The following is a 14,484-nucleotide window of genomic DNA, read 5'->3' on the forward strand; positions in this document are numbered from 1 at the left end:
CAAGGGCGAGGAGCACGGCGCGCCATGCCCCGACCTTAGAAACATGTTTCAAGATCCAACATTTTTTCCGGTGCCGTAATAGTCGAGGTACCAGGCCACAAATTTTCGAATCCCTTCTTGAATGGACGTGGAGGGCCGAAAGCCGAAATCGCGGCTGAGATCGTCAATGTCGGCCGCGGTGGCGGGAACATCGCCGGGTTGCATGGGCAAAAATTCTTTGCGGGCTTCCTTGCCCAGGCATTCTTCCAGCACACGAATAAATTCCATGAGTTCTACCGGATGATTGTTTCCGATGTTGTATATGCGGTACGGAGCGGCACTGGTTCCGGGATCCGGGGCATCTCCGGTCCAGGTGGGATCCGGTGCGGGGGCTTTTCGCATCACACGCACCACCCCTTCGATGATGTCATCAATGTAGGTAAAATCGCGGCGCATTTTTCCGTAATTAAATACCTGGATGGGTTCATCGTTCAAAATAGCCCGAGTAAAAAGAAAAAGAGCCATATCGGGCCTCCCCCAAGGACCGTAGACCGTAAAGAATCGAAGGCCCGTACAGGGCAGACCGTAAAGATGCGCATAGGTATGGGCCATGAGTTCATTGGCTTTCTTGGTGGCGGCATAAAGGGAGACAGGGTGATCCACGTTATGATGAACGGAAAAGGGCATGCGGGTGTTGGCGCCATATACAGAGCTGGAAGAGGCAAAAACCACGTGCGCCCATCGGTGCCGACGGCCTCCTTCCAAAATATTCATAAACCCCATGAGGTTACTGTCCACATAGGCGTAGGGGTTCACGAGGGAATAACGCACTCCGGCTTGAGCCGCCAGATGCACCACAACCCGAAACGGATAACGTTCAAAAACGGCTTCCATGGCGGATCGGTCTGCCACATCCAAGCGATGAAACGTAAAACCCGGGTGAGCTTCCAGGATTTTCAGACGATCCCATTTGATCCGCACATCGTAGTAAGCGTTTACACTGTCCACACCGACAACGGAATAGCCGTCCAAAAGGAGCCGTTGAGCGAGATGGAAACCGATAAAGCCGGCGGCGCCGGTCACCAACACGGGCGCGGAAGGGTCCAGCAAGCTTGATTCGAGCATAGGGTGTTAGTCCTTTTTCTTGAGACGCACGGTGAGCACGGAACAGGGAGCTTTGCGCACCACTCGATCGGCCGTGCTTCCAAAAAGCACATGAGCGATACCCGTTAATCCCTGGGATCCCATGACCACAAGATCAATCCCTTTTTCTTGGACGAAACGGACGATTTCCGTGGCCGGATATCCCGACAGAATGTGAATTTCATAAGGCTGCTTTTCTTTCAGCTGCTTCACGTAACGTTCTTCGATGGCCGCTTTGGCCCCTTCGGTGGCCCGTTCCACAAAATGCACGTCCATTTCCAAGGGCACGTAAATTTCTCGAATGGGGGCTGTGGTAAACGTGACCAAGACATGGACCAGGTGAAGGGTGGCGCCGTAACGCCAGGCAAGGTCCTTGGCCGCAATGAAGGCTTCATCGGCATTGTCACTGAAGTCCGTACAAAAGGCGATGGATTTATAAAGATTTTCGCTCATGGCAAGCTCCTGTGTTGGAAAGAATCCAAAGCTCTATGGAAACCATCATGCATCCACGATCCAAACCGTCATGCCTCGAGCCAGTCCCGTGACGGACTTGGAAACACTTCCCACGAAAAATTCCTTCACACGGCTCAGACCCCTTCGACCCACCACAATGGTGGAACAGCTGAGGGCCTTGGCCCGTTCCACGATGATAAAGGCGATTTCCTGGACCTCCACTCCGAAATCTTCATGAATCACCGATTCCGAAAAACCTGCCTGCAGTAAAATGTCCCGAGCCGTGGCAAAGGTGCGCCGCATCTTTTCTTCATCTTCAGGATTCCAGAAGTAACCGCTCACGTGCGGATGGGATTCATGCATGCTTTCGATGCGGCGAATCACATCGCGTGAGAGCAGATTGGGCGATGCCGGCGGCAGCACATGAAAAAGGATGAATTCCACTTGGCTGGATCCCTTGAGAAGACGGGCGACGTATTCCACGGCTTTCAAGGATCCGGGCCGATCGTCCAAGGCGATAAGCACGCGTTCCATAAGGGCGGCTCCTTAGGGTTTAAAGGTCTTTAAACACCTTGGCGAGGGAATCTCCCGCCACATGGATTTTCCACTCGTTCAAATACCCAAAAGGGGTTTCCAGGATTGTAAAGCCCGTGCGCTCCAACCTCTGGCGAACTTCTTGCACCATGGCCTGGGCCGCGGAGTGGGAAGCTTTGGTTTCCGCCAGATGATTAAAGGAATGCAAGAGAACGGTGGTGGTTGCAAATTTTCGAGCCAGCCATTTGGCGTTTTTCACCCATTTTTCCACCACCTTGCTTTGGCGGTCTTCGTCATGAGCTTCCGCATGAAAGAAAATGACCACACAATCTCGGCATTCCTGTTCTTCATTCCGATCGGGCACTTCGGGAAGTGTTTTTTGAAAGGTGCGATACCAAAAATAGGGTGCGTAGAACATGAGCAGTTTCATGGAACCGATCGATCCTCTTTTTCCTCACTCGAGCCGTTCCACAAGCGCTTCGTTTATGGGCTGCGTTTCTTTTGAGACCTTGCAGTGTCATATACACCCATGGGGATGGATGGTGCAAGGCATCCCATGAAAACTGCATTTTTCCTCGGCGTGTCTTGACATTGGGGGGGGCTGCCGATAGGATTCGGCTTCGTTGAGGGCAGACCGAAATCCTCGCGCTTTTTGGCAAGCTCGCCAGGGGAAATAAGATCCTAGGGCCGTGCCCCGTTTAGGAAAAGGGCAAGGAAGGCAGTTGGGCTTCGATGACTTGGCGGGTCATGGCTTTTTCAAACCACAATGGAAATCGGCATGAACGTACGCTGGCGTGTCTTGGCCATTCGATCCATTCTCGGTATTGTCTTTGCCCTTGGTTTGGGAAGAGTCTTTTTCCCCGCCGCTCCGAGCGGAAGAATCATTGTTTTGGCCCTTTTGCTTGTTTTTTCGGCGTACGTTTTGGAGGCTCTTCGAGCCCAAGGAAAATGATGTGGACGGGCGAGCTTTTGCGGGAAACGCCGTCGTGACCTGACATAGGTTTGAGTGAGGAAGGAATCGGGGAGAACTCATGGGACCATCCCAGCAGGTTGTTGTGGATGGGCGGGCGTCCTCGCCCACAACATGAGCGGGCCGGAGGTTCCAGCTCCAAGCAAAAACGCAGTTTCAGGCATGGGGGGCGAGGCGGCGCCTAGGTCTTGCCTTGAAACGGCATTGGAAATTTTTGGTATCGCGAGTTATTGGACAGGCCCCTAGAGCGCGGTGATAACGGGCGAAGCTGACGGCCTGAAGGTATTCAGGCAAAGGAGGTTTAATGGATTGGCAAAGACCCCCGAACCGAGGCCAAGGACCCGGGGTGCCTCCGGACCTTGAGCAGGTCATCAACCGATTGCGCCAAAGGTTTCAGTTTCCTGGCTTCAAGGGTGGCGCCATTTGGATGGTGGGCTTGGTGGTGTTTGTGCTGGTGGTGGCCGCCAATGCCTACTACACCGTGGATCCTCAGGAAACCGCTGTGGTGCAGCGTTTCGGGCGTTTTGTGCGAACGGAGGGTCCCGGGCTGCATTTCAAGATTCCTTTCGGTGTGGAAACGGTTACCAAGGTGCTGACCGGCCGGGTGCTCCAGCGGGAATACGGTTACCGAACCGTCACTCCTGGTGTGCGTTCCCGGTTTACTGAAAAAGGGTTTGAAGAAGAAGCGCGCATGCTCAGCGGTGACCTGAACGTTGTGGATTTGCAGTGGACCGTCCAGTACAAGATTCGGGATCCTATGGAATACCTGTTTCGGCTGCATGATGTGGAAAGCACTCTGGATGACATTTCCGAATCCGTCATGCGTCGTGTTGTGGGGAACCGGTACGCCGACGATGTGCTTACGGTGGGGCGAGCTTCCATCGCCGAAATGGCCCGTCAGGAAATTCAACAGATTATGGATACCTACCATACAGGATTGCAGATCTTAACCGTGAAGCTGCAAAACGTGAACCCGCCGGATCCTGTAAAATCCGCTTTTAACGAGGTGAATGAGGCCCGCCAGGAAAAGGAGCGCATGATCAACGAAGCGCAGCAGGTTTATAACGAGCGCATTCCCAAGGCTCGAGGAGAAGCGCGCCAGACCATTACGCAGGCCGAGGGCTACGCCACGCAGAGAATCAATCGGGCTCAAGGGGAGACCACTCGGTTTCGAAGTATTTTGGACGAATACGAAAAGGCTCCGGACGTCACACGGCGTCGCATGTATCTTGAGGCCATGAGAGAGTTCGCGTCCAAGGCGGGCAACCTGTTGGTGCTGGATTCGAGCAGTGCCGGGGTGCTGCCCATTTTGGACCTGAATCAGGTGGTTCGGCAGTGGGCCGATGAAAGTTCAGGGTCCAGAAAGGCAGGGGAGTGATGGCCGTGCCGCAAAACTTAAGATTTCCCATGATTATTGTTGTCGTCGCTCTGGGCGTGCTGGCCGTCAGTTCGTTTTTCGTGGTTTCGGAAACGGAACAGGTGGTGATCACCCAGTGGGGAAAACCGGTAAGGGAACCCATCACTCAAGCGGGGCTCCATTTCAAGATTCCCATCATTCAAAAAGCCAACTTCTTTGAAAAACGCGTCCTGAAATGGGACGGAAGCCCAAACCAAATCCCGACACGGGATAAGAAATACATTTGGGTGGATACCACGGCACGATGGCGCATCAAGGATCCTCTGCTTTTTTTGCAACGTGTGGGTAATGTGGGCACGGCCATGAGCCGCCTGGACGGGATTATCGATTCGGTGGTGCGGGATCATGTTTCCAACAACCACCTGGTGGAACTCGTGCGTAGTGAAGGCTGGGAGCATGCTCGAGAAAGCCTCATGGAAGCCGGCCTGGGCGATTACCAGATCATGATGGGCGAAGAGTACGAAGCGGATCCTGAAGCGAACGCCACGCTGGTCAAAGGGCGTGAAAGAATCACTCGAGAAATGGTGGCCGACGCTTCCAGGCTTCTTCCCGAATTCGGGATTGAACTTCTGGATATTCGCATCAAACGCATCAATTATGTGGCGACGGTACAGGAAAGGGTGTTTGAACGGATGATTTCCGAACGGAAACGCATCGCCGCTCAATACCGTTCCGAAGGCGAAGGGGAACGAGCAGCCATTCTGGGGCAGATGGCTCGGGATCTGGCACGCATTGAGTCGGAGGCTTACCGAGCGGCGGAGGAGATTCGAGGCAAGGCGGATGCGGAAGCTACGCGCATCTATGCGGAAACTTATGGAAAAAACCCTGAATTTTACCAATTCTATCAAACGCTCGATTTCTATAGAAGCTACCAGAATCCTCGAGGTCTGTTCGTCATGGGCGCGGACGCCGAACTGTTCCGCTATCTGAAGGAACGGGAGCCGGAAGCGCAAAATCCATAGAGCGGCCGACGCTTTTTTCAGACTTTTCGGCCGTATAGGATTAGGACCTTGAGGAAGGATGCAAACAAGGGTGAGACAACGAGGAGTTAAAGGGAAAAGACCGATGCATCGGAGTTCAGAATGATAGCCGTGGAAGAGAATCCTCAAGGCGTTCAGAAGGTGGACATTGTTGTGGCCATTCCCACGTTCAATGAGGCGGCTTCTATCGGTCGGGCCGTGGAAATCGTGGGACGAGGGCTTCAAGAACACTATCCCGATCGGTCATCGGTCATCATCAATTGCGATAATGCTTCGGTGGACGGCACGCGGGAGATGTTTTTTCAAGCCCCTACGAATGTGCCTCGTATGTATCTTTCCACGGAACCTCAAAAGCGCGGCAAAGGGGCCAATCTGCGCATGCTTTTTGACAAAGTGACGGCCCTGGAAGCTCAAGCCGTCCTTGTTCTGGAAGCCGACATCACCAACATGACACCTCTGTGGGTGCGTCTGTTTCTGGAACCCATCTTTCGAGGCGCCGCCTACGTGACACCGCTTTACATGCGCCACAAATACGAAAGCACTCTCACTTCCACCATCGTGTATCCCATGCTTCGATGCCTGTACGGTCGACGCGTGCGTCAACCCGATGCGGGAGACTGCGCCTTTCGTGGAGACATGGCAGCGGCCTTTCTCAAGGCTTCGGCATGGTCGGAAGCTGTGGAAAACAAAGGGATTGATGTATGGATGGCCGGCGTGGCCCTCACTTCACGGGTTCCTGTGTGGCAGACCATCATTGGATCTCCCAAGAAACATCGCGTCAAGGATCCCTTTGCCCAATTGGCCGGTCGATTCCGTCATGTGCTCACAGCCTTGTTTGACCAGATGGAAGCCTATGCGGATTTCTGGAAACGGGTTAAATGGAGCAAGCCTACGGCCTTGTTCAACTTAGAAGGTCAGGAAATGGACAGCCCATCTCTGGTGGAGATCAACGCGGCGCGGTTGCATCAGAGGTTTTTGGAAGGCTTTCAGGAAAACGAACAGCTTTGGCGTCAGGTGTTTGATGCGGCGGCTTGGAACAAACTGGACGAAATACGGCGTATGCCTTACGAGCAGTTCACCTTTCCCAGTCAGACCTGGGCGGCGCTTCTGTTTGACACGGCCTGCGCCTACCGGCGCATGACACCCCAAGAGCGAGAACGTCTCTTGGATTCCCTGATTCCCTTGTACCTGGGGAGAGTGGTCGCTTTCGTGAAACGCACGGAACGCCTTTCCGTACAGCAGGCTGAAGATACGGTGGAACAGACCTGCGCCGTCTTTGAAGAGTCCAAACCCTACCTGGTGGACCGATGGCCATCATGAAAAAGAAGGGTCGCTTTTGAACGGTGCGTTTGCTTGCGGCAGGAGGAACCCTATGGCAAAGATTTTAGTGGTGGACGACGAAGAACATATTCGGCTGCTGTATTCGGAAGAGCTTCGGGATGCGGGATACGAAGTCATCACGGCGGAAAGCGGCTACAAGCTTCTGGAACGTATCGAGGAAGAAAAGCCGGACCTGGTGATTTTGGATATCAAGATGGTGGACTATGACGGTTTGGATCTTCTGCAGGATATTCGAAGCCGGTTTTATGACCTGCCGGTGATCCTTTCCACCGCCTACGACACGTTCAAGGAAGATTCCAAATCCATCGCCGCCGATTACTACGTGGTGAAAAGCTTTGACCTGACGGAACTCAAGAAAAAGATCGCCATGGCCCTGGAAACCCATCTCCCGGGCTGAAGGGTTTAGACAAGGACGTGATTTTTTTGAACTTCACTGGGGAGCCCGCATCCACAGAAAGGCTCCGATACCGGCAAACAATACATTTGGAATCCAGACCCCCAAAGCCGGAGAAAGGGTTTCCGAACGGGCTAAAGAAGAGCCCACTTGAAAAAGCACCAGGTAGGCAAAGGTAAGTCCCAAGCCCATGGTCAGACCTGAGGCGATGCCGCCTCGATGCCCCAGATGCAGGCTGAGACTGACGCCGATAAGGCCTAAAATCCCTGCCGCCAAGGCCGTCGCCGCCCGTGAATGCAGTTCCACCACGTACGGTACAGCGTTGTAGCCGTCGGCACGAAGTCTTAGCGTGTAACCATAAAGCTGGTCCCAGCGAAGATCTTCCGGAAGTGCTGCAGCGACGGTCAGGTCTTTGGGATCCAGATTGAGGGCGATCTCTTTTTCTGCAAACACTTGGTGCCGAGCCAGGCCTTCTTCCATCTGCAGAAGGATTCCCTTTTCCGCTTTCCATGTGAAAGGGACCCAGACAAGGCGCAGAGCGTCCACACGTTCACGCAGCCTGAAGTGTTCGTCCAGATAATAGATGGAAACTCCTTGAAAAATCTTGGACCTGTCATCGTAGGTTCTGGCCTGCAGAAAAAAATCCTGTCCGTGGTACCAGACGTTTTCCTGCAAAAAACCTAGCTGCACGCGTTTTTTGTCGATTTTTTCCTGCCAGACTCCGGCTGCTTTGTGACTGAGGGGACGACCGACGGTTTCGCCGGCTACGAAAGTAAGCAGCGCCAGCGCACAAGAAGCCGCCACCATGGGAGCCGCATAAACCCAAGCGGAAAGCCCTGCAGCCCGTAAGGCCATGATCTCTCGGTTTCTCTGGAGCAGGCCCAAGCCGATAAGAGCGGCCAAAAGGGCGGCCATGGGAATGCCTTGAGTAAGAATCGCGGGAAGCTTATAGGCGAAATAAAGGGCGGCATCCGAAGCGGCGGCCTTTTTTTCGAGAATGTCATCCAGCTTTTCGAAAAAATCCACCACAAGGTAAATGCCTCCAAAACCGAAAAGGGCGACACCAAAGACCGCAAGAAAGTGGTTCAAGACGTAGCGCGTGATAATTTTCATCGGCGGTCGGCTTTCATCCAAAGGAACACTGCCAAAAGTCCCGTCACCGCATTGGGAAACCAAATACCGATAACGGCGGGGATTACGCGTTGTTCCGACAGGGCGTTTCCGGCGGAAAGGAGCAGGTAATAGGCGAGAAACAAGGCAATCCCGAGCGTGATGCCGGTCATGCGTCGCCCTTGAGCGAAAAGGACGCCGAAAGGAGCGGCGGCCATGCCCAAGCAGAAACAAGCAAAAGGAAGAGCCAGACGCTTGTGCCATTCCAGGGCATAGCGTAAGTTCTGGGTTTTCATCATGGCTGAGCTTAATTCGGCAAGAGTCATTTCTCCTCTGGTCCAGGATACTTCTTTGTTCGATCCCAGAAGAGTGTCCAAGGACAGGACCAGATCGTAGTTTTGAAAGGTGATGGTTTGGCTGGTCTTCAAATCTTTGCCCATGCGGGAAAGCATACCGTCCCGCACATGCAGGATGATTTCTTTCCCGTCCGAGCGTTCCCGAATGACGGCTTCTCGTGCGGTGATGGTCACATGGGTGTGAGGGTTTCGAGCATCATGGATTAACACACCGCGGACGGTCTGTTCCGACGGTTCGACACGGTTGAAAAAGAAAACCATGTTCGGCAAGGTGTCAATGAAACGACCTTCACGCAAAAGCGCCGGAATGACGGCTCGACTGAGGGATTTCAAGGTGCTTTTCAGTTCCCGGTTGGCGGTTGGCAGAATCTGAGTGGAGGTGTAAAAGGACAAGGCGGTAAAGGCCAGAGCCAGGGCCAGGACTGGGGGAGCCAATTGGCGGAAGCTGAGGCCGGCGCTGCGCATGGCGATGATTTCATTGTCGGCGCTGAGGCGAACAAAGCCCACAACGGTGCCCATAAGACTTGCCATGGGTAAGGCGTACAAGGCAAGTTTGGGAAGGGCCAGGGCCATCACGGTGACGATGTCCGCAGTGGAAACGGAAGCCGAGGTCAGGTACTGAAGGAACTGCATGAGCCGGCCTGTGACGAGAATCATGAGCAGACCAAGGAAGCACAAGCATGCCGGCACCAGCTGTTCCAGGATGATGTATCGGTAAAGAATCCAGCTCATCGACGGCGTAAGCCCCCTCAAGAAGCCATTCCAATAGGGTTCGCCCGCATGTGACGCATGGCCCTCATACCCAAAGCCCAAGAGGTGGTCAATGGCCAAAAGGGAAAAGACGGCACGAAGTGATTTCCCGAGCGTTCGCCAATGGCTGGAAGCAAGGGAGTATGAGGTTTTGTCTGCCCAGGCGCAAAAGAGTGCGGAGACTAGAGGTCGCCTGCGCCCTGAGGATCCTGAATGTCCCCTGCGCACGGCGTACCAGCGCGATCGAGACCGGATTGTCCATTCCAAAGCCTTTCGACGTCTCAAACATAAAACCCAGGTGTTTCTTTCCCCCACAGGAGACCATTACCGCACACGCCTCACCCATACCCTGGAAGTTTCGCAGATTGCTCGAACCATCGGCCGAGCCCTGGCTCTAAACGAGGACTTGATTGAAGCGGTGGCTCTAGGCCACGACTTGGGACACACCCCTTTCGGGCATGGAGGAGAACGTGTCTTGAATCAAGTACATCCCGAAGGCTTCCGTCACCATGAACAAAGCCTTCGCGTCGTGGATTCCCTGGAGAAAGGGGGGCGAGGTCTGAACCTCACTTATGAAGTTCGAGACGGTATCCTGAAGCATTCCAAGGGAAAAACCCATCCTATTTTGACGGAACCTGCCAAAAGGCCTCTGACTTTGGAAGGACAGGTGGTGCGTGTGGCCGACATTGTGGCCTACCTCAACCATGATCTGGACGACGCCATTCGTGCCCGGGTATTGTCACCCCAGGATCTTCCTCAATCCATTCGGTCCCGGCTTGGGGAAACGCATGCCCAAAGGATTCACACGCTGGTTGAAGATGTGATTAACGCCAGTTGGGCGGAAGGATTGCAAGAGATACGCATGAGTGAGCCCATTTTGAATCTTGTGGAGCAGCTTCGAGCGTTTCTTTTTGAGAGGGTGTACGAGTTGGAAACCATACGTCAGGAATTTCAAAGGGTTCAGAAGATTCTCGAGGATCTGTACACTGTGCTTCTTAAGGACAAGGATTTGTTCCGGAAAGAGGTGGGACCTCGGGACTCAAGAGTGACCCGGGCCCAACAGGTCTGCGATCACATCGCCGGCATGACGGATCGGTATGCCTTGGATCTTTACAAAAAGATTTTTCTTCCTCGCCCGTGGATGCGTCTGTAAAAGACATGAGGGGGATAAGAGGGCATGGTCCAAGCAGCTTCACGGAGTGTTGATGGTTCGTTCGGGGTAGGCAGAAGCTCGAAAAATCGGCGAATTGCTTGACACTCAATTTTTTACCGTGCTAACGCTTGCGTGATTTTTTCCCTGACCTCGACGGGTATCTCAAAACCTTTGGCCGGAGGGCGAACATCGAAAAGACTTTCGAGGCCCACAAGGAGGGGTCATGAAAAATCCCAAGAAACCCAATGAGAAAAGTGATCTTCACTTCGAGGCGTCTGACGACATGCAAGACCTTTTCAAAGAAATCGAAAGCGTGGACGCGACTTTCGAAGACGAGGAAGAGGTCCTGGAACTGGAAGAGGTTGTGGAAGATGCCGAGAACGACCTCAAAGACCTTCCGGACCTTGACGAGGGTGTTTCGGATTTCGATGAGTTGGAACCCATGCTGGATGAGAGCCAGGAGGACGAATCTCTTTTCGACGAAGAGGAGGTAACGGTCGAGTTGGCTCCTCCTAAGGGAAAAGCTGAGGGAGTTCGACGTGAACCCCTGGATGAAGAGATTTTCAAGGAAGATCTCGAGAAGGCCGAGGAGCCGAAATCGGAATTCCGGGATCTACTTTCTGAAGAGCCGAGAGATCAAAAGGAACCGCAGGAAGACGTGCTTCCTGACGCCTTGAAGGAAGAAGAATTGGAAGAGTTCGAGGACGAACTGGAAGAACCGAAGCCGTTGGAAACGGCGACGTGGGAGACAGACGAAGAATTGGACGCCATGCTCAAAGGCTTTGACGTCAAGGAAGACCTCCTGGAAAAGGCGGACCGGGTTGAGCAGGAGGCACCGTCGGCGTTGATTCATGAAGAAGTCGCGAAAGAAGTGATTTCTCCAAAGAAACTTGCGGAGAAGCCCCTGGAGAGCGAGACCGACCTGGTTCAGGACGCTGCGGTGGCGGCTGTGACGACGATGGTCGCTCAGGAGTTGACGGAACGCCGTCTGGAGGCATTCATCGAACCTGCCGAGGAGAAAGCCATGGAAGAACGTCCGGCCTTGTTCCAACCGATTCTGGAAATTCTGGAAAAAAGGGTCCAAGTCATGGTGCAAAAGGCGGTGGAGGAGCAACTGCCGAGGATTGTTCGTCGGGTTTTGCAGGAAGAGATCGAACGGCTGAGGAGAAGCCTCGGCTGAAAGTGAATAGGAACGGGAAAGGTGGAGGGATTCTCTTGATGAGTCATGGGCCGTTACCGAAGGCGTATGAGTTCCACGAAATCGAGGAACGATGGGTTCATTATTGGGTGGAAAACCAGTGTTTCCGTGCGAATCCACAGGCTTCCAAGCCCGCGTTCAGCATCGTGATTCCACCGCCCAACGTCACCGGGCAGCTGCACATGGGCCATGCACTGAACAACACCCTGCAGGATATTTTGTGCCGGTACAAAAGGCAGAGGGGGTTTGAAGTCCTGTGGGTTCCCGGCACGGACCATGCCGGCATTGCCACTCAAAATGTGGTGGAACGCCAGATCGCCAAGGAAGGCTTGAGCCGACACGATTTGGGCCGTGAAAAATTCTTGGAAAAGGTCTGGGAATGGAAACAAACCTACGGGGACTATATCATTCGCCAGCTGAAGCGCTTGGGAGCCAGTTGCGACTGGACTCGTGAACGTTTCACCATGGATGAAGGCTTGTCTCGAGCCGTCCGCCTTGTTTTTGTGCGACTCTATGAGGAAGGGCTCATTTACCGAGGACATCGTATGATCAACTGGTGTCCCCGATGCATGACGGCCTTGGCCAACATCGAGGTGGAAGGGGAGGAAACCGACGGCCGCCTTTACCATATACGATATCCATTGGCGGATGGATCCGGTGCCGTCGTCGTGGCAACCACGCGCCCTGAAACCATGTTGGGGGATACGGCGGTGGCCGTGCATCCGGAAGATTCCCGATACCAAAAGGTGATCGGAAAGCAGGTGATTCTGCCCTTAATGAATCGGCCCATTCCCGTCATCGCCGACCTTTATGTGGACCGAGAATTCGGCACCGGGGCTCTCAAGATCACACCGGGTCACGATTTCAACGACTTTGACATCGGACAAAAACACGGCCTGGAACTCATTCGTGTCATCGGCGAAGACGGTGTCATGACCGCTGAAGCCGGCCGTTATCAAGGACTGGACCGTTACGAATGCCGAAAGAAGGTGGTCGCGGACCTTCAGAAAGGTGGATATTTGGTGACGGTGCAGGATCATGTGCACCGTGTGGGGCATTGTTACCGGTGCAAGAGCACCGTGGAACCCATGCTGTCTTTGCAGTGGTTCGTCAAGACTCGGCCTTTGGCCGATGAGGCTATGGCGGCGGTTCGGGACGGTCGGACGCGTATCATTCCTGAAAAATGGGAGAAGGACTATTTTCAATGGCTGGAAAATATTGAGGACTGGTGTATCAGCCGTCAGATCTGGTGGGGTCATCGTATTCCGGCCTGGTACTGCGACGATTGTCAAGGAATTACCGTGGCTGTGGAGGATCCTGCGGCATGTCAAAGCTGCGGTGGAACACGGCTCCAACAGGACAATGACGTCCTGGACACCTGGTTCAGCTCTGCACTGTGGCCCTTCACCACCATGGGCTGGCCTGAAAAAACACCGGAAATCCAAAAATTTTACCCCACGTCCGTTTTGGTCACAGGCTTTGACATCCTGTTTTTCTGGGTGGCCCGCATGATGATGATGGGCCTTCACTTCATGAAAGACGTGCCCTTTCATGACGTCTACGTTCACGCTTTGGTCCGGGACGCTCAAGGCCAAAAGATGAGTAAATCCAAAGGGAACGTGATCGATCCCTTGGTCATGATGGATCGCTACGGAACCGATGCTCTGCGATTTACCCTCACCGCCTTTGCGGCTCAAGGTCGGGACATTAAACTTTCCGAAGAACGTATCGAAGGCTACCGCCATTTCGTGAATAAAATCTGGAATGCATCCCGGCTGGTGCTCATGAACATCGAAGGCGCCACACTTTTGGAAGCTCTTCCCAGGGAACCGGAACGACTGGCGCACCGATGGATTCTCAGCCGTTTTCAATCCGTTCTCGACGAAGTGGAAACAGCCCTGGAAAACTATCATTTCAACCAGTACGCTCAGGGCCTTTATCAGTTCTTCTGGCATGAATACTGTGATTGGTACCTGGAAGTCATCAAACCGGACCTTTACGGCGAAGATCCCAAAGCCAAGGTGCTGGCTCAAACCATCGCCGCAACCTTGTTGAAAAACCTTCTGATCCTTCTCCATCCGGTCATGCCGTTTGTCACGGAGGAACTATCTCAACGGTTACCGGGAGCTAAGGAAAGTCTTGCGCAAGAGGCCTTTCCCGCCAAGGAGCCGTGGAGGGTGGATCCTCAGGCTGAAAAAGATATGGGCTTGCTGATGGATGTCATCACAGGTATCCGTAACATTCGCGGTGAGATGAACATCGCTCCAGGTGTGCGTCTTGAGGCCGTCTGCCTGTGTGTGTCCGAGGAAGAAAAAAGTCTTCTGGAAAACAACCAACAGATGCTTTTGGATCTTGCCAGATTGAACACGGTGACCGTAGGGCTGCAGGGACACATGCCCAAGCCTAAATTGGCCGCAGGAACCGTTTCGGCAGGCGTGGAAACATACGTGATCCTTGAAGGGGTTTTGGACTACGAGAGCGAAACCAAAAGACTGGATAAAGAAATCGGCAAAATTCAAAAGGAACTGGAAGGAACACGAAAAAAACTGGCCAACGAAGACTTTCTGAAAAGAGCTCCGGCGGACGTGGTGGAAAAGGAAAAGGAAAAAGCGGAACGCCTCGGCGAAAAGCTCGTAAAACTAAAAGCCAATAAACAACGTATGGAAGCCCTGGTGCGCGAAGCCGCCGCCCAAGGTTAAAGCGGCT

14 protein-coding genes are annotated in these 14,484 nt (G+C 53.6%); 8 read left to right on the top strand and 6 right to left on the bottom strand.

What is annotated here, in order from left to right; all coding sequences use genetic code 11:
• Positions 1-48 precede the first annotated feature (48 nt).
• From WHS46_07890 to WHS46_07905, 4 genes are read right to left on the bottom strand one after another with little or no spacing between them, the layout of a single operon-like run.
• Entirely contained in the window at positions 49-1,104 is a 1,056-nt protein-coding gene (locus WHS46_07890; protein ID MEJ5348595.1) for an NAD-dependent epimerase, read from the bottom strand.
• A 6-nt stretch (positions 1,105-1,110) separates the two neighbouring features.
• Complete coding sequence (locus WHS46_07895; protein MEJ5348596.1) at positions 1,111-1,575, bottom strand: universal stress protein; 465 nt, start codon at positions 1,573-1,575, stop codon at positions 1,111-1,113.
• 45 nt (positions 1,576-1,620) lie between these two features.
• Positions 1,621-2,109, bottom strand: coding sequence for a universal stress protein (locus WHS46_07900; GenBank protein MEJ5348597.1), 489 nt, complete (start codon positions 2,107-2,109; stop codon positions 1,621-1,623).
• Between the two features lie 19 nt (positions 2,110-2,128).
• On the bottom strand, positions 2,129-2,539 hold the full coding sequence (locus tag WHS46_07905; protein ID MEJ5348598.1) for a threonyl-tRNA synthetase editing domain-containing protein: 411 nt from the start codon (positions 2,537-2,539) through the stop codon (positions 2,129-2,131).
• A 348-nt stretch (positions 2,540-2,887) separates the two neighbouring features.
• Between WHS46_07905 and WHS46_07910 the strand changes: the two genes are divergently transcribed.
• The 5 genes from WHS46_07910 to WHS46_07930 all read left to right on the top strand — a co-directional run bounded on the left by WHS46_07910 (position 2,888) and on the right by WHS46_07930 (position 7,214).
• Entirely contained in the window at positions 2,888-3,061 is a 174-nt protein-coding gene (locus tag WHS46_07910) for a hypothetical protein (GenBank protein MEJ5348599.1), read from the top strand.
• A gap of 322 nt (positions 3,062-3,383) precedes the next feature.
• The gene (gene hflK, locus WHS46_07915) at positions 3,384-4,457 is read left to right on the top strand and encodes an FtsH protease activity modulator HflK (protein MEJ5348600.1); all 1,074 of its coding nucleotides are present in this window, start codon (positions 3,384-3,386) and stop codon (positions 4,455-4,457) included.
• Complete coding sequence (gene hflC / locus WHS46_07920; GenBank protein ID MEJ5348601.1) at positions 4,457-5,458, top strand: protease modulator HflC; 1,002 nt, start codon at positions 4,457-4,459, stop codon at positions 5,456-5,458. The genes hflK and hflC overlap by 1 nt, the downstream gene beginning before the upstream one ends.
• Before the next feature lie 120 nt (positions 5,459-5,578).
• Positions 5,579-6,796, top strand: a complete 1,218-nt coding sequence (locus tag WHS46_07925; protein MEJ5348602.1) for a glycosyltransferase — start codon at positions 5,579-5,581, stop codon at positions 6,794-6,796.
• A 52-nt stretch (positions 6,797-6,848) separates the two neighbouring features.
• Positions 6,849-7,214: a response regulator gene (locus WHS46_07930; GenBank protein MEJ5348603.1), complete on the top strand. Its 366-nt coding sequence runs from the start codon at positions 6,849-6,851 to the stop codon at positions 7,212-7,214.
• A gap of 33 nt (positions 7,215-7,247) precedes the next feature.
• Here WHS46_07930 and lptG read toward each other — a convergent pair whose 3' ends face one another.
• Together lptG and WHS46_07940 are read right to left on the bottom strand one after the other, a co-directional pair.
• Positions 7,248-8,324 carry an LPS export ABC transporter permease LptG gene (gene lptG / locus WHS46_07935; protein ID MEJ5348604.1) on the bottom strand — a complete coding sequence of 359 codons (1,077 nt, stop codon included), beginning with the start codon at positions 8,322-8,324 and terminating at the stop codon, positions 7,248-7,250.
• Positions 8,321-9,409, bottom strand: coding sequence for an LptF/LptG family permease (locus WHS46_07940; GenBank protein ID MEJ5348605.1), 1,089 nt, complete (start codon positions 9,407-9,409; stop codon positions 8,321-8,323). The genes lptG and WHS46_07940 overlap by 4 nt, the downstream gene beginning before the upstream one ends.
• A gap of 91 nt (positions 9,410-9,500) precedes the next feature.
• Between WHS46_07940 and WHS46_07945 the strand changes: the two genes are divergently transcribed.
• The 3 genes from WHS46_07945 (at position 9,501) to WHS46_07955 (ending at position 14,477) form a co-directional block, all read left to right on the top strand.
• Positions 9,501-10,580: a deoxyguanosinetriphosphate triphosphohydrolase gene (locus WHS46_07945; GenBank protein ID MEJ5348606.1), complete on the top strand. Its 1,080-nt coding sequence runs from the start codon at positions 9,501-9,503 to the stop codon at positions 10,578-10,580.
• Between the two features lie 223 nt (positions 10,581-10,803).
• Positions 10,804-11,760, top strand: coding sequence for a hypothetical protein (locus tag WHS46_07950; GenBank protein MEJ5348607.1), 957 nt, complete (start codon positions 10,804-10,806; stop codon positions 11,758-11,760).
• 38 nt (positions 11,761-11,798) lie between these two features.
• On the top strand, positions 11,799-14,477 hold the full coding sequence (locus tag WHS46_07955; protein ID MEJ5348608.1) for a valine--tRNA ligase: 2,679 nt from the start codon (positions 11,799-11,801) through the stop codon (positions 14,475-14,477).
• Positions 14,478-14,484: the final 7 nt, after the last annotated feature.

Origin of the sequence: Desulfosoma sp. (assembly GCA_037481875.1) — a bacterium.
Lineage (GTDB): Bacteria > Desulfobacterota > Syntrophobacteria > Syntrophobacterales > DSM-9756 > Desulfosoma.

What these genes read in the sequence shown, in the direction of transcription:
- hflK (MEJ5348600.1), top strand. Translation starts at nt 3,384, where the DNA reads ATGGATTGGCAAAGACCCCCGAACCGAGGCCAAGGACCCGGGGTGCCT.
- WHS46_07930 (MEJ5348603.1), top strand. Translation starts at nt 6,849, where the DNA reads ATGGCAAAGATTTTAGTGGTGGACGACGAAGAACATATTCGGCTGCTG.
- hflC (MEJ5348601.1), top strand. Translation starts at nt 4,457, where the DNA reads ATGGCCGTGCCGCAAAACTTAAGATTTCCCATGATTATTGTTGTCGTC.
- lptG (MEJ5348604.1), bottom strand. Translation starts at nt 8,324, where the DNA reads ATGAAAATTATCACGCGCTACGTCTTGAACCACTTTCTTGCGGTCTTT.
- WHS46_07910 (MEJ5348599.1), top strand. Translation starts at nt 2,888, where the DNA reads ATGAACGTACGCTGGCGTGTCTTGGCCATTCGATCCATTCTCGGTATT.
- WHS46_07945 (MEJ5348606.1), top strand. Translation starts at nt 9,501, where the DNA reads ATGGCCAAAAGGGAAAAGACGGCACGAAGTGATTTCCCGAGCGTTCGC.
- WHS46_07890 (MEJ5348595.1), bottom strand. Translation starts at nt 1,104, where the DNA reads ATGCTCGAATCAAGCTTGCTGGACCCTTCCGCGCCCGTGTTGGTGACC.
- WHS46_07895 (MEJ5348596.1), bottom strand. Translation starts at nt 1,575, where the DNA reads ATGAGCGAAAATCTTTATAAATCCATCGCCTTTTGTACGGACTTCAGT.
- WHS46_07940 (MEJ5348605.1), bottom strand. Translation starts at nt 9,409, where the DNA reads ATGAGCTGGATTCTTTACCGATACATCATCCTGGAACAGCTGGTGCCG.
- WHS46_07950 (MEJ5348607.1), top strand. Translation starts at nt 10,804, where the DNA reads ATGAAAAATCCCAAGAAACCCAATGAGAAAAGTGATCTTCACTTCGAG.
- WHS46_07955 (MEJ5348608.1), top strand. Translation starts at nt 11,799, where the DNA reads ATGAGTCATGGGCCGTTACCGAAGGCGTATGAGTTCCACGAAATCGAG.
- WHS46_07900 (MEJ5348597.1), bottom strand. Translation starts at nt 2,109, where the DNA reads ATGGAACGCGTGCTTATCGCCTTGGACGATCGGCCCGGATCCTTGAAA.
- WHS46_07905 (MEJ5348598.1), bottom strand. Translation starts at nt 2,539, where the DNA reads ATGAAACTGCTCATGTTCTACGCACCCTATTTTTGGTATCGCACCTTT.
- WHS46_07925 (MEJ5348602.1), top strand. Translation starts at nt 5,579, where the DNA reads ATGATAGCCGTGGAAGAGAATCCTCAAGGCGTTCAGAAGGTGGACATT.